We start from the raw sequence: 16,386 nt of genomic DNA on the forward strand, positions 1-16,386 counted from the left end.
CTTGGCGCTGTAATGTTTACAGCCTTCACTAATGCTCAAGCTGCGGCCAGCTATTGCACGGCGGTCTACTCGGTACAGTCCACGCCCTCTATCAGTTCGATCAATCCTGGTACCAGCACCCAGCTCCGTAATTTTAATATTACGGGCGCCGAACCTAATGCCCTAGCCCTGAATCCGGCGGATGGTCTGCTGTACTATTTTAACCGGGCTACAAATCCTGAAACACTATATAGAGTTGACCCAAAAGTGGCCTCTCCTTCTTCTACATTGATTGGCCAGTTTACAAATACATCCCCCGCTTATCTTGTTGGGGCAACCTTTACAGCTACAGGTGGTCTATTGACCTATTGGAGTAACGCTACCATCAGTACGGCTAACATCGGCGCTCGAACTTTCGGTGCGTTCCTGCCAATTACAGGCTCGGACATCGACACCAGCGGCACGGGGACCAATGGCGATATCGCTCTAGATACCAGTGGCCAGCTCTGGGCAGTGAGCAACACGACAAGCGGTACAGGCGCCCTGTACCGCCTGAGCTTGAATGGGTCGGGCACTGCGTATGTCGCCACAAAAGTCGTCACAATCAGCGGGACCTCCTCGACATCGATCAACGGTCTAGCCATCGATCCAGTGACCAACCGCTTTTATATTTCCGTCAACGGTTCTTTGTATGGTCTGGACGTTCTGGGCAGCAACTCAGGGGCGGCAACCTTAAAGGGTAGTGCCACAGGGGTCTCAGACCTAGGTTCCTGTAATGTCACGCCGAACACTCCGACGCTGAGTAAGTCATTCTCCCCGGCACTCATTCAGACCCCGGCGACAACCTCAACCCTTACTATCACGGTTGGTAATACCAACCTGGCCCCGTACTACCTCTATACGAATCTGGTGGACACCATGCCTTCAGGCATGACCGTTACTGCCAGCAGTCTTGGCGGTACATGCGCTACATCCCCCAACTCACTCACTGCAACCAGCAACTCCATTACGCTCGCAGTTGGCGCCACGATTCCGGTGGGTGGATGTACGATCACGGCCACAGTCAACGTTCCAGGCACAGCTGGCCAATACACCAACACCGTCGTGGCCAATACCTTGCAGGCCTCTACGGGTACACTCAACGCGTCTACAAATGCCACTCTGATCAGTCAGGCGGCAGCAACCATTTCTAAAACATTCTCCCCAACTTCCATACCTCTGAATAGTACAAGCACAGTGACATTCACGGTCAGCAATCCTAATCCTGCTGGGAACCCTGTGCTGACCAGCCTGAACTTCACGGACGCCCTGTCAGGCATGAGTGTCGCCAGCACCAGCATCGGCGGTACCTGCGGGGCGACGAGCAGCCCTGACCTGACTGTCGGTGCAACTAGCTTGAACCTTACGGTGCCTACTCTCGCGGCGGGCGCGAGTTGCACCATTACGGTGAGCGTACGAGCAACGCAGGTCGGCGTGAACCCGAACGTGACCAGCGGAGTCAGTAGTACGGAAACCCCCACGCGTGGTGCGGCGTCCAACACTGCGAACCTCACGGTGACACCTCTGACTACAGTGATTAGTAAGGGGTTCAGCCCGGCCAGCGTGTCCCTGGGTTCAACCACGCAGTTGACCATCAGCGTCACGAACCCCAACGGCGTCTCGGCCCAGAACTTCACGCTGACCGACGACGTGGCGGCCACGACCGGCCTGACCGGACTGACGATCACCGCGGTAGGCAGCGACACGTGCCGCGGCGCGGGCAGCACCTCGGTCCTCAACGGCCGGTACGTGCTGAGCGGCGGCACGCTCCCCGCCGCCGGCTGCGCGGTCACGCTGACTGTTCAGCTGCCCAGCAGCGCCACGGTAGGCCCGGCCACCAACACCATTCTGGGCAGCAGCGTCAGCGGCAGCATTAACGGGCAGCCGCTGCCGACCCCCGCCGACGCCACCGCCGCCCTGACGGTCACCGCTGCGGACCTGAACGTGATCAAGGCTGGCCCCCCCTTCGCCAGACCGGGTGAGGTGATCACGTATACGCTGACCGTCACAAACGGCGGCTCCGCTGAAGCGGCGTCTACAACCCTCACCGATCAGCTGCCCAATGGAGTCACGTTGAGCAGCAGTTCGCCCAGTGCGGCGGTCACTGGTACCACGCTTAGCTGGACCCTGGGGACGCTCGCGCCCGGCGCCTCCCAGACATTCACCGTGACCGTCAGGGCGCCGGACCTCACGGCGCTCGCCTCCACGCCGGCCACCCGCTCACTGCTGAACACCGCGCAGGTCACGACCACCAGCCCTGAAAGCACGACCAGCAACAACGCCAGTGTCGTCACCACCCGTATGATCGCCGCGCAGCTCATCAAATTGGTGCGCAACGTCTCCACCGGCACAGCGTTCGCGGCCAGTGGTGGGGGCGTGCCCGGCGAAACACTGGAATACTGCATTCAGGTGCGGAACGTGGGCGCCGTGGACCTGCCGGCCTTCACGCTAGCTGATGACGTGCCCCTGAACACCACCGTGCAGCTGAGTGCCTACGACGCGGAAGCGGCCGGGGCGGGCGCAGCCGGCACAGCGCTGGGTGTGAAACTCACGCGCGGCACCACCAGCTACCTCACGAGCGCGGCGGACACCGACGCGGGCACATTGACCGGGGCGGGCGGGGCATTCACGCGCGGCGCCCTCACCGTGAACCTGGGCACCCTGGTGACTGCAGATCAGGGCAACGTGTGCTTCCGCGCAGTGATCCGCTGATCCAGCCGCACTCTAGAATTCCCGGTATGTCTGCCCGTGCGCGTGGCGCGCTTCTCCTGATCGTGGTGACCTGCCTGTGGGGCAGCACATTCGCGGTGGTCAAGACGCTGGGGCAACTGCTGCCCGCGTCGGACCTGATCTTCTGGCGGTTCCTGATCGCGTCGGTGGCGCTGCTGCCCCTGGTGGCCTGGGCGCGACGCGCGCCGACCCATGAGGCGCGGCGACCGGACGGGTGGCGCAGCAGCGCCCTGTGGCGCGACGGCTTCATCCTGGGCGCCTGGCTGATCGCGGGGTACGGCACGCAGACCATTGCGCTGCAGACCACGTCCGCGAACCGCGCGGCGTTCTTCACGGCGCTCAGCGTGGTGCTCGTGCCCCTGTGGCTGGTGGTGGCGCAGCGCCGCCGCATGCCCCTGCTGCTGTGGGGGGCGCTGCCGCTGGCGGTGGCGGGCCTGGCGCTGCTGTCCTGGGAGGGTGGGGCGCTGGTCGCAGGGGACGGGTGGGCGCTGGCGTGCGCGGTGACGTACGCGGGGTTCATCGTGACCCTGGAGCGCATGGCGGACCGGCACGCGGCGCTGCCGTTCACGGTGACGCAGGTGCTGAGCGTCACGGCGCTGGCGCTGGTGTGGCTGCTGCTGGGCGGCGCGCCGTCCCTGCCGCCCGCCGCGGCGTGGGGGCCGCTGCTGTACCTGGGCGTGGCCGCGACTGCCGCGACAACCCTGCTGCAGACCATCGGGCAGCGCAGCGTGAGTGCCGCAGAGGCCAGCCTGATCTACGCGCTGGAGCCGGTGACCGCCTCGGCGTTCAGTTTCGTGCTGATCGGCGAGCAGGTGGGTGTGCGGGGCGCGCTGGGCGGCGCGCTGGTGGTGGCCGCGACCGTCCTGAGTCAACGGGCCGACCGGCCGCACGCGGAGACGCCCGCCGTGCAGGTGGAGTAGCGTCCGCGTGGCCCTCAGCGGGCGCGGGTCTGGTCGGGGATCAGCAGGGTCTTCAGGGCAGAGTTGCTGGACCACACGCCCCGCAGGCCGTTTTGCAGGGCGCTGCCGCGCACGGCGTCGTACAGCGCGGGCGGCAGGCTCTCGGAGGGGTACACGCCGCGTGAACCCTGGGCGTCCACGCGCAGGTCCAGCGGGAAGTTCAGGGCCAGCGTGGCGATCAGCACGCCGCCCAGCGCGAAGCCCCCGGCCGCGCCGGCCCCCAGGTGCCAGGGGCGGTCCAGGGGATTCTGGATGCGGCTGGTGATGGCCGTGCCGATGCCCACGGCCAGCAGCATGCTCAGGATCACGGCGATGATGGCGTTGCCACTCAGGGCGTTCGCCAGGAAGCAGGCGGCGATCCCGCCCAGACCCCACGCGAGGCCGCTCAGGCCGCGCCGGGCGCCCAGCGCGGTCACGGCGGCCCAGAGGGTCACGAGCAGCGCATCGAACCAGGTGATCACGTTCCGCAGTGTACAGGGGCGTCCCGGGCCAGTGTCTGCGGTGTTTCCGGCGGCGCCCGGTCCGGTTGGGGGCTTTCCTCCCGGTGTCCGGGGAGCGGCTGGCCTAGACTGGGGTTATGATTCGCGTCTTGCTCGTCGATGACCACGCGCTGTTCCGTCAGGGGCTGCGCAGCCTGCTGGAGTCCGAGGGAATGCGCGTGATCGGCGAGGCCGCCAACGGGCGCGAGGCGATCCGCTACGCGGCGGACACGCACCCCGACGTGATCCTCATGGATATCCAGATGCCGGACCTGGACGGCGTGAAGGCCACGCAGAGCATCCTGGAGATCGATCCTAAGGCCCGCGTGATCATGATCACCATGTACCGCCAGGACCGCTACGTGTTCGAGGCCGTGAAGGCCGGGGCGCGGGGCTACGTGCTCAAGGACGCGGACGCCACGACCCTGCTGGACGTGATCCGCCGCGTGGCGGCCGGCGAGGCCCTGCTGGACCCAGAGATGGCGCAGAACGTTCTCGATGACTTCCGCGACAAGCGTGAGGAGCTGCCCAGCGAGAAGCACGCCGACCTGAACGAACGCGAGACGATGATCCTGAAGCTGCTGGCGCAGGGCTTCTCGAATCAGGACATCGCGCTGCGCCTGGACATCAGTGAGAAGACCGTGCGCAACCGCCTGTCGGAGATCTTCACGAAGCTCCAGCTGAACAACCGCACGCAGGCGGCGCTGTACGCGATCCGCGAGGGCATCGCGAACCTTGAGTAAGAGGGGGCCAGCCCAGAACCGCCGCGTTGCGCCGGGTGCGCCCATGAAGCCTGTGACGTTCCGCGCCGGGTGCGGCCGCGAGTGGAGCCTGCCCAGCGCTGAGGCGGACCTGGCGTACACCGATCAGGCGTTCCCCGAGTGCCCCACCTGCGAGCACCGCGTGGAACCCGAGGGCGGCCCGCCCTTCTGCACGCTGCGCCCGGTGGGCACGGCGCATCCGTTCGCAGCGCTGGCCGGGCTGGACCTGCCGGAATGACCGGCGGGGCAGGGGAGAGGCTGGCCGCCTTTCGGGCTCACCTGACGGCGTCGGGCTTCCCCGGCGTGGTGGGTCTGCGGGTCACGGACCTGAACGGCACGGAGCTGGCCGCCTGGAATGCGGACCGGGTGTTCCCGGCAGCCAGCACCATCAAGGTGCCGCTGCTGATCCTGGCCCTCCAGGAGGCGCAGGCCGGGCGGCTGGACCTCACGGCGCGCGTGACCATGCAGGCAGTCGACCGCGTGCCCGGTGCGGGCGTGCTGCACGAGCTGGGCGCGGGGCTGGCGCTGACATGGCAGGACGTGCTGACGCTGATGATCATCGTGAGTGACAACACCGCCACGAACCTCGTGATCGGGCGGCTGGGCGTGGACGCGGTGAACACTTGGCTCACGGCGCAGGGCCTAGATGGGACGCGGCTGGTCGGGAAGTTGCAGCTGCCGCCCGAGCAGCGGAACGAGGCCCAGCGGCGCGGCGAGCGGAACTCGACCACCGCGCAGGACCAGACGGACCTGCTGCGCGCCCTGCTGGCCGGGACCCTGCTCGATGCGGCGCACGCGGCACTGGCGCTGGACATCATGGGGCGTCAGCAGTACCGGGACCTGATCGCGCGGCGCATGCCCTGCGGCCCGGATGGGGAGCGCCTGTACCGCAGCGCTACCAAGAGCGGGGAGCTGCTGGGCGTTCACCACGACGTCGGGGTCCTGTTCACGCCTCGGCCCCTGCTGGTAGCGCTGCTGTCAGCAGGGGGGCGTGACGCCCGCGAGCACCCGGAAAATCAGGATGTGGCAACCCTGGCTGGAGCGCTCTGGCCCCTGCTGGCGGAAATGGGTGAGGTCCCCGTGAGCGAGAGGGGACATTTAACCGGTCGGTCAGGCGCACCATAAAGGGTGCCGAAGTCTGGCGGGCAGCCCCGGGAAGCGCGGCTGGGCGCGTGTTCGGCGCGTGGTATGCTGACCCGTATTAGGCCACCTGAGAGCAGGGTTTCCATCCGCGACACGGCGGGAAATGACTGGCCACTTCATGCTTAGGGAGAGGGAAAGTGGAAAGAAACGACGCTGTCATGCCCTGGGTCGCCATCGTGAGCGCGGCCATCATGTGGATCATCCTGCTGTTCCTGTTCAACAAGGAAACGGCACCGGAACCCGTGGTGGTCGACCCGGCGGTCGTGGCAAACATCAGTAAGGAATGGCCGACACTCGGGAAACAGGTCTTCGCCACTTGCGCTGGCTGTCATGGTGCGGAAGGTCAGGGGGGCGTTGGCCCCAAACTGGCGGGCAACGAGAAGCTCGTCAAGGACCCCGTGTACGTGCACACCATGATCGTCAAGGGCAAGGGCGGCATGCCCGCGCAGAGCCAGCTTAAGGAGAACGAAGTCTACGCTGTGGCGAACTACGTGCTGCACTCCTGGGGCAACAACATCGAGGAACCCCTGACGCCCGCCCAGGTGGCCGAGGGACAGACCAAGATCGACCCGGCAGTCCTGAAAAACCGCAGCCGCTTCGTGCCTGAAGACCTGAAGCTGCCCGAGATCTTCCTGGCGACGTTCGTCATGGTGCTCCTCACGTACGGCCTGATCGGACTGTACAGCGTGTGGGCTGAAGGCGTGGAACTGCATCCCGGGATTCACAAGGTGCGCTCGACGCCCCTGGCCACACTGGGCATCCTCACGACCATGGCGCTGACCGTGCTGTTCGGCGTGCTGTTCGTGCGGCAGATGGTCACAGACTTTGCTGGCTGGGGCGCGAAAGAAGCAGTTGCGCCGAACGTGACGGCCGAAGGCTTCTACGCCGCGATGATCCTGCTGATGCTGGCCGCCAGCATCGCGCTGTACAAGAAGTTCTTCATGGACGGCGAAGTGCTCGTCGAAGACGCCAGCGGCGAGTTCCCCTGGTAATCAGGAGAGGTTTGACATGACCCGGTACAAGAAACAAGATCCTGAAATCACGCGCCGTAAGTTCATCAACGCGGCCATGGGCACCAGCGCCGGTGTGGGCGTCCTGAGCCTCGTCAGTGCACTCGGTAGCGCCAAACCTGTGTTCCGCCTGACTGCGGATGTCGCCCCTCCCATGAAAGGTGACGTGCTCGTCCACGCCGAAGGGCCCAATCAGGGGCAGATCGTCAAGGCATCGGAACTCAGTGACAAGCTGATCCGCGCCTATCCGAAAGGCAGCAACCCGAAGGGCGGCGAGGTCATCCGCGACAAGGACCCCACCAACATTCTCGCCGTGTACAAGTTCGCACCCGGCACCCTGAAAGACCCCACCAAACTTGACGCGACCGTTGACGGTCAGATCGTGGTGTACGGCGACCGCTGCATGCACGCAGGCTGTAACGTCGGAGACGACCCCAAGGGCGGCGGACAGATGTTCTGCCCCTGCCACTCCGGCCAGTACGACGCCACCCAGGGCTGCCGCGTGACTGGCGGGCCGCCCCCCGCGCCGCTGCCACAACTGCCCATCAAGCAGGAGGGTGATCAGCTGGTCGTCACAGGCTTCTTCCTGTCCCGCCCATACGGCTTCAACAAGGAAGAGGACTGGGAGGATTACATCAAGAAGGTTGAGGAGGCAATGGCATGAACCAGTGGCTGGATGAACGCCTGCACATCTCGCGCCTGAACGACAAGTTCCTGCGCAAGGCTTTCCCCGTGCATCACTCCTTCTTCCTGGGAGAGATCACCCTCTTCTCTCTGATCGTGCTGATCATCACGGGCATCCTGCTGGCGCTGGCCTACGAGCCCAGCAACAGCCTGGTCGTGAACAGCTTCGATCCGGGTACCCCCGACAAGCAGAACCTGATCCCGGCGGCCTACCACTCCGCGCTGAAGATCAACGCTATGCCGTTCGGCGACATGCTGCGCCGCGTACACCACTGGATGGCGAACATCATGGTGGCCGCCGCCGTGATCCACATGATGCGCATCTACTTCACGGGCGCGTTCAAGAAGCCGCGCGAAATCAACTGGTGGATCGGCATGCTGCTGCTGATCTTCGCCGCGCTGACCGCCGTGACCGGCTACATCCTGCCGTACGACAACTACGCCTTCCAGACCGTGGGCGTGGTGTACGCCATCGTGAAATCGGTGCCCTGGGTGGGTGACTGGCTGGCGCAGGCGGCCTTCGCCGGTCAGTTCCCTGGCGCCGGGATCATCCCCCGCATCTACGGCTACCACATCATGCTGCTGCCCGGCATTCTGCTGGCCCTGACCGGCGCGCACATGCTGATCATGATCAAGCAGAAGCACACCCAGCCCCAGTACGCCAAACGCCTGGCGTACAAGAAGATCGTGGGCGTGCCGCTGATGACCCAGCAGACCCCGATCATGCTGATCCTGGCGCTGCTGTTCACGGGTCTGGTGATGCTGTTCGCCGCGTACATCCCCGTGCACCCCGTGGAGGTCTTCGGACCGCCCAGCTCCACGCCGATCCCCAACATCAAACCCGACTGGTATCTGCTGTGGGTCTTCGGCGCGCTGGCCATCATCCCCGGCTTTGATTTCGAACTCTTCGGCGGCACCATCGGGGCAGAGTTCGTGGGGGCCATGGTCTTCCCAGGCATCGTCATCGGGCTGATGTTCGCTGTACCCATGCTCGACAAGGCCAAGGACAACCAGTACTACGCGGAGAACCCCACCAACCACCCCGTGCGTCTGGCGGCGGGCACGGCATTCATGGCCTTTATGCTGATGCTGTCCCTGGCGGGCTACAAACCTGACCTGATTCAGGCGGGCCTGCTCACGTCCGCGAATTCCAACACGATCCTCTGGATTCTGGTGATCGCGGTGCCGATCGTGACCTACTTCGCGACCGTCGGGATCGTTCGCATGATCCGCGCCCTGCGCGAGGCGGATGAGCGCGACGCCCTGGCGCACGCCCACGCGGACGACTGAACACTTTTGAGCGTGTGTAAAGAACCCCGGCCTGTGCGCCGGGGTTTTCTCTGCGCACTTGATGTGATCCACTGTCTCCCATGAATGAATTCGCCCGTGAGCTGGCGCAACTGGCCCGTGAGCTCGGCCTGGCCGGTCAGGTGCCTGAAGATGCTCCGGTCGAGGATCTGCTGAGATTGGCGCGCGTGACCCTCGAGGAACTGATCGCGCAGGGGCTGCTGCCAGATCCTGATCCTCGGGTGGGTTGCTGGAGCGCGCCACGGTCCGGCCTGCACTGAGGGTCGGGGCGTGGGCAGGGCCAGGGGAGAAGTGCAGCTCGCTGATGACCAGACAGGAGAGCGCAGCGGTCAGGCGCGGCAGGGTGCAAGAACACCGCCGCCCCTGCGCTGTGGGGCGGCGGTGCGGGGTGAGATTAGGCCTGAACGCGGGGTGTGCTGGGGATACTGGCGGCAGGTGTGTCGCCCTGCCGACTGCCGGCGGCGTAGCCAACCTGCGCGCCGAACTGCCAGGCGAGCTTGATCATGAACTGAATGGCGTCCTCGTCGTGCTGATTGATGAGGTTGCGCAGATGCTCGGGCAGACCATCGGGCAGCGGCATGGCGCGGAGCTGCTCCCCGTATTCGCTGCGGAGCTGCTCGAACCACTCGGCGTAGGGGTTCGTCATGGCGATCATCTTAACATGGTCACGCTCAAGGAATGTAAGCGGCGTGCCTGCCTGGCAAAGCGGCACATGGGGAGTCACTTTGCTTTCCAGGCACCTTTTTCTTTCCCGAATGGTAGTACGCTTCACGCATGACTGCGACCACCACCACCGACACCATCGGCGGCGTTCCCGCCCCTGAAATCAGCATCAGCGAATTCGGCGCGCAGAAAGCGCTGGGTATCCTCGCCAACAGCGGCAAGGAGAACGCCGGTGTGCGCGTGTTTATCAAGAGTGGCGGCTGCAGCGGCTACCAGTACGGCATGGCCATCGACGACCGTGAACTTGAAGGTGACCTGATCGTCGTGGACCGCGGTGTGAAACTGCTTGTGGACCGCATGAGCCTGCCCCTGCTGCGGGGCAGCGAGGTGGACTTCGTAGAGAACATGATGGGCGGCGGCTTCACCGTCCACAACCCCAATGCCACCTCCGCATGCGGCTGCGGTTCCTCCTTCCGCACGGACGGGGCACAGACCCCCGACGGGGAAGGCGCCGGTGGGTGCAGCAGCCACTGAGGCTCAAGATGAAGACGCCGGTCACCTGTATGGTGACCGGTTTTTCCTTGTGTCAATCCCCCACCGCGCGTTCCCGGACTGCCTGTGGTGGCCTTGACTCTCTTCATGAGGCCCTTATACTGCCTGCATCACCAACAACTCGGGCTGCAGGACCTGCCCAGTCAGTACACGGAGGCTCCATGAAGAAGACCCTTGCCCTCACTGCATTCCTGCTTGGCGCGGCTCTGGCCGGTCCCGCCAACAACAGCCTGGTTGTCGGTACCTCGCAGGAGCCGCCGAACATCTACGATCCGTGGAACACCAACAACCTCGCCATCACCAGTGAGATCAACGGGTACATGGGCGCCGGCCTGACCTACCAGGACGACGACGGCGTGACCAAGGCCGACATCGCCACGCGCGTGCCCACCCTGGCCAACGGCGACTACAAGGTCGTGAAGGACGCCAAGGGCGACGTGACCCGCAACAGCGTGACGTACACCATCCGCAAGGACGCGAAGTGGAGTGACGGCACGCCCATCAAGATCGCGGACTTCCAGTTCTGGCTGAAGCTGGAAAACGACGACCGCGTGCCCGTCCCGGACCGCGATCCCTGGAACCGCGCCAAGATCACCACGAACGACGCCGACACCTTCACGATCACCTTCGAGCCGCCGTACCTGTTCGCAGATCAGGTGAGCCCCGGCTTGGCGCCCAGCCACATCATGAGCGCCGCCTGGAACGCGTTCGACGCCAAAACGAAGAACGAGAAGGACGCTAAGGTCACCAACGAGGAGTGGAAGAAGTTCATCTCCTCGTTCACCACCGCCCGCAACCTGCCCAAGGTCGTGGCCGGCCCGTTTAAACCCACCGCGTGGCGCGCCGGCAACAGCCTGACTATGACCCGCAACCCGGTGTACTGGAACCAGCCGAAGAACCCCGAGAACTACCTGCAGACCGTCACGTACCGCTTCATCCCGAACACGAACACCCTGAAGGTGAACATCCTGTCCGGGCAGCTGGACGCCGTGAGCGCCGTGGGCCTTACCTTCGACCAGGGCACCGACCTGGCCCGCAACGAGCGCAACAAGTACAAGACTTACTTCGTGCCCGGCGCCGTGTGGGAGCACATCGACATCAACGCCCGCGGGCAGCGCGCCAAGGACCTCGACCTCGACGATCCGCGCATGCGTCAGGCGCTGCTGTACTCCATCGACCGGGACGCGCTCGTCAAGGCGCTCTTCCAGGGCAAACAGCCCGTATCGAACAGCTGGATCGGGCCGGTCAGCAAGCTGTACAAGAAAGACGTTACCGACTACAACCTGAACGTCGCCAAAGCCAAGCAGCTGTTCGCGGCGCTCGGCTGGACGCCCGGCAGCGACGGCATCCTCCAGAAGAGCGGCAAGAAACTCAGCCTGAACTTCTCCACCACCGCCGGGAACAGCACCCGCGAGCGCGTGCAGCAGATCCTCCAGGCGCAGTGGAAGGCTGTGGGCGTGCAGGTCAACATCCAGAACTACCCCGCCAGCGTCGTGTTCGGCCCGGACTTCCTGAGCAAGGGCGAGAGCGGCAAGTGGGACATGGCCATGTACGCCTGGACGAACAACCCCGTGTTCGAGGAAGGCAACCTCTGGAAGAGCGAGGGTATCCCCACCGCCGCCAACGGGTACTCCGGCCAGAACAACCCCGGCTGGAATAACGCCGAGTACGACAAGCTGTACAAGCAGGCCAAGGTGGAATTCAACCAGGCCGACCGCATCAAGCTCTTTGACCGCATGCAGGCCGTCTGGAACAGCGAAGTGCCGTCCCTGCCCCTGTACTTCCGCGTGAACGTGTACACCAAGGTGCCTGGCCTGGTGAACTACACCTTCAGCGCCATCACGCAGTACCCCAGCTGGAACGCCGCGAACATCGGCTGGGCCAGCAAGGGCGCCGCCGAGGAGTACAAGCAGAAGTAACCGCCTTACCGCGCGGCCCGTACGGGGCGGCGCGGGGCAGGCAGGGGGAGGGCCGGCGCCGTCACGCCGCCTTCCCCCTGCCCCGTGTTTCAGGAGTTCGACATGGGAACCTACGCATTACGCCGCGTCATTCAGATGATCCCGCTGCTGCTGGTGATCAGCCTGCTGATCTTCGCGCTGACCGCCCTGCAACCCGGTGACCCGGTGGATCAGCTGGTGTTCGGGAACAGCAACATCACCCCCGAGGATATCGCCCGCCTGAAAGCGGCGTACGGTCTGGATCAGCCGTGGATCACGCGGTACTTCTTCTGGCTCAAGCAGGCCGTGACCGGGAATTTTGGGTACTCGCAGGACTTCGGGGTGCCCGCGCTGGACTTCGTGTTCCAGAGTCGCCTGCCCAACACCCTGCTCCTGACCGTCCCGGCGCTGGTCATCAGTACGCTGATCGCCGTGCCGCTGGGTATCTTCAGCGCGGTGCGGCAGTACTCGGCGCTGGATTACGTGCTGACCTTCCTGGCGTTCCTGGCGGTCAGCGCCCCGGTGTTCTGGGTGGGGGCGCTCGCGCTGTACTTCTTCGCGGTGTACCTGCCTGGCGCGACTGGTGGGGCGCTGTCCCTGCCACCTGGGGGCCTGGGCAGCCCGGACCTACCCGCGGACGCGAGTGCCTGGGTGGTCTTCGCGGACAAACTGAAGTACCTGCTGCTGCCCATGATGATCCTGATGCTGCGCGAGATTGCCGTGACGCTGCGCTTCATGCGCGCCAACATGCTCGAGACCCTCACGCAGGATTACGTGCGGACCGCCCGGGCCAAGGGCCTCGCGGACCGCCGGGTGCTGTACAAGCACGCGCTGCGCAACGCCGTGACGCCCATCGTGACCCTGCTGGGCCTAAGCATCCCCGGGCTGTTCGGCGGAGCCGTGATCACCGAGACGGTATTCTCCTGGCCCGGCATGGGCAAGGCCATCCTGGACGCGCTGGTCAGCAAGGACTTCAACGTGGTCATGGTCTGCCTGATGATGCTGGCCGTGCTGACCGTGGTGTTCCAGCTGCTGACTGACCTTGCCTACGCCATCGTTGACCCCCGGATCCGGTACGCCTGATGACTACAGTGCCCGCACCTGCCGCCGCTCCTGCCCGGAGCCGCTCGACCTTCCAGATTGCTCTGCGCCGACTGCGCAGGCACAAGGCCGCCATGGCCAGCCTGATCGTGATCACCGCGCTGATCCTGCTGGCCCTGTTCGCTCCGGTCATCGCGCCGTACGATCCCAACGCGCAGGACCTGAACGGCATCTACGCGCCGCCGGGCGCGCAGCACGTGCTGGGGCAGGACAGTCTGGGCCGCGATCTGCTCTCACGCATCATCTACGGCAGCCGCGTGAGTCTCATCGTGGGCTTCACGGTGGCGCTGTTCAGCGTCGCGCTCGGGACCGTGATGGGCCTCCTGGCGGGCTTCCTGGGGCGCTGGGTGGACACGACCATCAGCCGCTTCATCGAGATCATGCTGTCCATCCCCGAACTGCCCCTCCAGCTGACCCTCAGCGGCCTGTTCGCCGTGAGTGACGTTCCGACCATCGCGGCGCTGCGGCAGAATCCGAACTCCAGCGTGTTCATCATCGTCGGGATCTTCACCTTCTTCGGCTGGATGGGCACGGCCCGGCTCGTGCGTGGCGAGGTGCTGAAACTCAAGAACCTGGAGTACGTGGACGCTGCCCGCGCGCTGGGTGCGAACAGCAGCCGCATCATGTTCCGGCACCTCGTGCCGAACGTCGTAGCCGTCATCATCGTGAACGGCACCCTCGCGGTGGGCGGCGCGATTCTGGGGGAGGCGGCGCTGTCCTTCCTGGGGTTCGGCATCCAGCCCCCGGTGAGCACCTGGGGCAACATGCTCTCCAACGCGAACGAGGTCGTGCTGGAACACCCGTTCATCGCGGTGTACCCGGGCCTGGCGATCCTGCTGACCGTGCTGGCCTTCAATTTCCTGGGAGACGGCCTGCGCGACGCCTTCGACCCCAAGAGCCGCCTGTAACTCAGGTGCTGAGATTCCGGCCCCCGCTGCGGCGGGGGTTTTCCATGTGTGGCGCTTCCGGTCGCGTATCCTGGAGGCGTGATCGTGCTCGGTATTGACCCCGGACTTGCAAACCTCGGCCTTGGGCTGGTGGAAGGTGACGTGCGCAAGGCCCGTCACCTGTACCACGTGTGCCTGACCACCGAGAGTGCCTGGATCATGCCGCGCCGCCTCCAGTACATCCACGAGGAGGTCAGCCGCCTGCTGACCGAGTACCGCCCGGACGCCGTGGCCATCGAGGACCAGATCCTGCGCAAGCAGGCGGACGTGGCCTTCAAGGTCGGGCAGGCGTTCGGCGTGGTGCAGCTGGCGTGCGCGCAGGCGGGCGTGCCCGTGCATACCTACGGCCCCATGCAGGTCAAGCGCTCCCTGGTCGGTACCGGGCGCGCGGAGAAGGAACAGGTCATCTACATGGTCAAGGCGAGCCTGGGCGTGCGTGAACTGTTCAACAACCACGCGGCGGACGCGCTTGCCCTGGCCCTGACCCACCTGGCGAGCGCACCCCTACAGGCCCGCACAGCCGGACTGGCGCTGCGCTGAGCGGCATGACGCTGCTGCTGGCCCTCCTGCTGTCGGTCACGTTGACCTCGGCGTGGCTGTGGTTCTTCGTGCGCCGGGACCGCCACCCGGAACCCCTGTGGCTGCTGGCCCGCACCTTCGCGTGGGGCATGCTGGCGTGGGTGATCTCGGCCGCGCTGGAAGCCAGCCTGGGCCGCCTGACGATGTCCCCGCTGCCGCTGGTGGCGGCCGTGGTGGTGCTGCTCACGGCTCTGATCGAGGAGGGCTTCAAGTTCGTGGCGGCCACCACGGCCATCACGGAACTGTCCTTTGATGAGCCCATGGACGGCCTGATCTACGCCGTGACCGCCGCGCTGGGTTTTGCCTTCATGGAGAACGTCACGTATACCCTGGGGTTCGGGACGGGCGCTGGCGCGTGGCACGCCGTCCTGGCGACCCTGGCGCACGCGCTGTTCAGCGCGCCGCAGGGGTACGCGCTGGGCGGACTGCACTGGCAGCAGGGTCGGGCGTGGGTGGTGCAGGGCCTGCTGATCAGCGTCGCGCTGCACGCGGTCTTCAATGGCCTGCTGGCGGGCGCGGCAGGCTGGCCGCAGCTTCTCGCGCTGGGCGCTGTCGTGCTGCTGATGGTTGGCCTGGCGACCCGTTACTACCTGTCCTTCGAGGCGCACGCCCGGACCCACGGACCCAGCGAGTACTTCCTGTTCGAGCAGGCCCAGCGCCGACGCTGAGCCCGTCCGTTACAGGGTGTCGTGCCCGGTCTGCCCCGGCACCCAGTGCTGCCCGTCCTCGTCGCCCTCATGTTTCCAGACGGGGACGTGCACTTTCAGGTACTCAATGATGTCGTCGCAGGCTTCCAGCGCGGCGCGCCGGTGCGGGCTGGCCACGCCGATCAGGATGCTGGCCTCACCGGGGCGCAGGCGGCCCACCCGGTGCTGGATGTACACGCGCAGTTCTCCATGCTTCTCGCGGGCCGCCTCGGCTGCGCCCTGCATGACCTTGCGGGCCAGCGCGTCATAGCCCTCGTAGTCGATGAACTCCACGTCCCTCCCCTGGTTGGGACTGCGGACGGTTCCCACGAAATACGCCTGCGCCCCGTACTGCGGCCTGACCAGATAGAGGTCGGCGGCCGCGAGACTCAGAGGTTCGGCCGTCATCTCGCAGAAGGTGTCCGAACCGGGCGACTCACCGCTCCCGCCCGCAACCGGCGGCAGGAACGCCACCTCGTCACCAGAGGTCAGAACGGCATCCGGCGAGGCGTACGTCTCGTTGATGGCCACCATGCACCCGCGCAGGCTTACACCGAACTGCTCTTCAATCAGCGGCGCGGCCATGCGGACCGTGCTGCCCTCCGGGATATCGACCGTTCCGTGCTCCACGCCTGTTTCCCGCTTCAGGCGCGCGAAAAACACCACCTTGAGTTGCATGCGCGGAGCGTAGCACGCACCGGGTTGGCCTCCCGTTCCACGACTCCCAAGGGGCCTTGGGTCCAGGGAGTTGACAGATTCAGGTGGGACCTGTATCTTTTCTGAGCCTCAAGCGAGGCGGGCAGCATGACAACGAGTGTGAAACGAGCGA

The 16,386-nt window shown here is 65.3% G+C and carries 18 protein-coding genes; 15 read left to right on the top strand and 3 right to left on the bottom strand.

The features are described 5' to 3' along the window. Positions 1–12 precede the first annotated feature (12 nt). Positions 13–2,730: a beta strand repeat-containing protein gene (locus IEY63_RS22690; protein ID WP_444542379.1), complete on the top strand. Its 2,718-nt coding sequence runs from the start codon at positions 13–15 to the stop codon at positions 2,728–2,730. Between the two features lie 26 nt (positions 2,731–2,756). After that, positions 2,757–3,668: a DMT family transporter gene (locus IEY63_RS11540; protein WP_189069166.1), complete on the top strand. Its 912-nt coding sequence runs from the start codon at positions 2,757–2,759 to the stop codon at positions 3,666–3,668. Positions 3,669–3,682: 14 nt separating this feature from the next. Here IEY63_RS11540 and IEY63_RS11545 read toward each other — a convergent pair whose 3' ends face one another. After that, positions 3,683–4,168 (bottom strand): hypothetical protein, encoded by a 486-nt coding sequence (locus IEY63_RS11545; RefSeq protein ID WP_229784665.1) that lies wholly within the window; start codon positions 4,166–4,168, stop codon positions 3,683–3,685. A gap of 116 nt (positions 4,169–4,284) precedes the next feature. Here IEY63_RS11545 and IEY63_RS11550 point away from each other — a divergent pair, with 116 nt between their 5' ends. From IEY63_RS11550 to IEY63_RS11580, 7 genes are all read left to right on the top strand, one after another. Beyond that, positions 4,285–4,929, top strand: a complete 645-nt coding sequence (locus IEY63_RS11550; protein WP_189069167.1) for a response regulator — start codon at positions 4,285–4,287, stop codon at positions 4,927–4,929. A gap of 43 nt (positions 4,930–4,972) precedes the next feature. Then, a complete protein-coding gene (locus IEY63_RS11555) occupies positions 4,973–5,185 on the top strand; it encodes a hypothetical protein (RefSeq protein WP_189069168.1) in 213 nt (70 codons plus the stop codon). Further along, a complete protein-coding gene (locus tag IEY63_RS11560) occupies positions 5,182–6,072 on the top strand; it encodes a serine hydrolase (protein WP_189069169.1) in 891 nt (296 codons plus the stop codon). Before IEY63_RS11555 ends, IEY63_RS11560 begins: the two co-directional genes overlap by 4 nt. 176 nt (positions 6,073–6,248) lie before the next feature. Next, positions 6,249–7,082: a c-type cytochrome gene (locus IEY63_RS11565; RefSeq protein WP_229784666.1), complete on the top strand. Its 834-nt coding sequence runs from the start codon at positions 6,249–6,251 to the stop codon at positions 7,080–7,082. Between the two features lie 16 nt (positions 7,083–7,098). Beyond that, positions 7,099–7,764: a Rieske 2Fe-2S domain-containing protein gene (locus IEY63_RS11570; RefSeq protein WP_189069171.1), complete on the top strand. Its 666-nt coding sequence runs from the start codon at positions 7,099–7,101 to the stop codon at positions 7,762–7,764. Then, positions 7,761–9,074, top strand: coding sequence for a cytochrome b (locus IEY63_RS11575; RefSeq protein WP_189069172.1), 1,314 nt, complete (start codon positions 7,761–7,763; stop codon positions 9,072–9,074). The genes IEY63_RS11570 and IEY63_RS11575 overlap by 4 nt, the downstream gene beginning before the upstream one ends. Before the next feature lie 80 nt (positions 9,075–9,154). After that, positions 9,155–9,352 (top strand): hypothetical protein, encoded by a 198-nt coding sequence (locus tag IEY63_RS11580; protein WP_189069173.1) that lies wholly within the window; start codon positions 9,155–9,157, stop codon positions 9,350–9,352. Between the two features lie 134 nt (positions 9,353–9,486). Here IEY63_RS11580 and IEY63_RS11585 read toward each other — a convergent pair whose 3' ends face one another. Further along, entirely contained in the window at positions 9,487–9,738 is a 252-nt protein-coding gene (locus IEY63_RS11585) for a DdrH (protein WP_189069174.1), read from the bottom strand. A gap of 128 nt (positions 9,739–9,866) precedes the next feature. On the opposite strand from IEY63_RS11585, the gene IEY63_RS11590 reads away from it, so the two are divergent. From IEY63_RS11590 to IEY63_RS11615, 6 genes are all read left to right on the top strand, one after another. After that, positions 9,867–10,289 carry a HesB/IscA family protein gene (locus tag IEY63_RS11590; RefSeq protein ID WP_189069175.1) on the top strand — a complete coding sequence of 141 codons (423 nt, stop codon included), beginning with the start codon at positions 9,867–9,869 and terminating at the stop codon, positions 10,287–10,289. A 179-nt stretch (positions 10,290–10,468) separates the two neighbouring features. Next, positions 10,469–12,226 (top strand): peptide ABC transporter substrate-binding protein, encoded by a 1,758-nt coding sequence (locus tag IEY63_RS11595; protein ID WP_189069176.1) that lies wholly within the window; start codon positions 10,469–10,471, stop codon positions 12,224–12,226. A gap of 102 nt (positions 12,227–12,328) precedes the next feature. Beyond that, positions 12,329–13,327 carry an ABC transporter permease gene (locus IEY63_RS11600; protein ID WP_189069177.1) on the top strand — a complete coding sequence of 333 codons (999 nt, stop codon included), beginning with the start codon at positions 12,329–12,331 and terminating at the stop codon, positions 13,325–13,327. Further along, on the top strand, positions 13,327–14,253 hold the full coding sequence (locus IEY63_RS11605) for an ABC transporter permease (protein WP_189069178.1): 927 nt from the start codon (positions 13,327–13,329) through the stop codon (positions 14,251–14,253). The genes IEY63_RS11600 and IEY63_RS11605 overlap by 1 nt, the downstream gene beginning before the upstream one ends. A gap of 78 nt (positions 14,254–14,331) precedes the next feature. Beyond that, positions 14,332–14,832: a crossover junction endodeoxyribonuclease RuvC gene (ruvC, locus tag IEY63_RS11610; protein ID WP_189069179.1), complete on the top strand. Its 501-nt coding sequence runs from the start codon at positions 14,332–14,334 to the stop codon at positions 14,830–14,832. A gap of 5 nt (positions 14,833–14,837) precedes the next feature. After that, the gene (locus IEY63_RS11615; RefSeq protein ID WP_189069180.1) at positions 14,838–15,539 is read left to right on the top strand and encodes a PrsW family intramembrane metalloprotease; all 702 of its coding nucleotides are present in this window, start codon (positions 14,838–14,840) and stop codon (positions 15,537–15,539) included. Between the two features lie 9 nt (positions 15,540–15,548). Here IEY63_RS11615 and moaD read toward each other — a convergent pair whose 3' ends face one another. Further along, positions 15,549–16,235 carry a molybdopterin converting factor subunit 1 gene (moaD, locus tag IEY63_RS11620; RefSeq protein ID WP_189069181.1) on the bottom strand — a complete coding sequence of 229 codons (687 nt, stop codon included), beginning with the start codon at positions 16,233–16,235 and terminating at the stop codon, positions 15,549–15,551. Positions 16,236–16,386: the final 151 nt, after the last annotated feature.

The organism is Deinococcus radiotolerans (genome assembly GCF_014647435.1).
In the GTDB taxonomy this organism is placed as follows: Bacteria; Deinococcota; Deinococci; order Deinococcales; family Deinococcaceae; genus Deinococcus; species Deinococcus radiotolerans.

Coding starts and splice junctions, on each gene's coding strand:
- IEY63_RS11605 (WP_189069178.1), top strand. CDS start 13,327: ATGACTACAGTGCCCGCACCTGCCGCCGCTCCTGCCCGGAGCCGCTCG.
- IEY63_RS11590 (WP_189069175.1), top strand. CDS start 9,867: ATGACTGCGACCACCACCACCGACACCATCGGCGGCGTTCCCGCCCCT.
- IEY63_RS11580 (WP_189069173.1), top strand. CDS start 9,155: ATGAATGAATTCGCCCGTGAGCTGGCGCAACTGGCCCGTGAGCTCGGC.
- IEY63_RS11585 (WP_189069174.1), bottom strand. CDS start 9,738: ATGACGAACCCCTACGCCGAGTGGTTCGAGCAGCTCCGCAGCGAATAC.
- IEY63_RS11600 (WP_189069177.1), top strand. CDS start 12,329: ATGGGAACCTACGCATTACGCCGCGTCATTCAGATGATCCCGCTGCTG.
- IEY63_RS11595 (WP_189069176.1), top strand. CDS start 10,469: ATGAAGAAGACCCTTGCCCTCACTGCATTCCTGCTTGGCGCGGCTCTG.
- IEY63_RS11540 (WP_189069166.1), top strand. CDS start 2,757: ATGTCTGCCCGTGCGCGTGGCGCGCTTCTCCTGATCGTGGTGACCTGC.
- IEY63_RS11555 (WP_189069168.1), top strand. CDS start 4,973: ATGAAGCCTGTGACGTTCCGCGCCGGGTGCGGCCGCGAGTGGAGCCTG.
- moaD (WP_189069181.1), bottom strand. CDS start 16,235: ATGCAACTCAAGGTGGTGTTTTTCGCGCGCCTGAAGCGGGAAACAGGC.
- IEY63_RS11615 (WP_189069180.1), top strand. CDS start 14,838: ATGACGCTGCTGCTGGCCCTCCTGCTGTCGGTCACGTTGACCTCGGCG.
- IEY63_RS11565 (WP_229784666.1), top strand. CDS start 6,249: ATGCCCTGGGTCGCCATCGTGAGCGCGGCCATCATGTGGATCATCCTG.
- IEY63_RS22690 (WP_444542379.1), top strand. CDS start 13: ATGTTTACAGCCTTCACTAATGCTCAAGCTGCGGCCAGCTATTGCACG.
- IEY63_RS11575 (WP_189069172.1), top strand. CDS start 7,761: ATGAACCAGTGGCTGGATGAACGCCTGCACATCTCGCGCCTGAACGAC.
- IEY63_RS11570 (WP_189069171.1), top strand. CDS start 7,099: ATGACCCGGTACAAGAAACAAGATCCTGAAATCACGCGCCGTAAGTTC.
- IEY63_RS11560 (WP_189069169.1), top strand. CDS start 5,182: ATGACCGGCGGGGCAGGGGAGAGGCTGGCCGCCTTTCGGGCTCACCTG.
- IEY63_RS11550 (WP_189069167.1), top strand. CDS start 4,285: ATGATTCGCGTCTTGCTCGTCGATGACCACGCGCTGTTCCGTCAGGGG.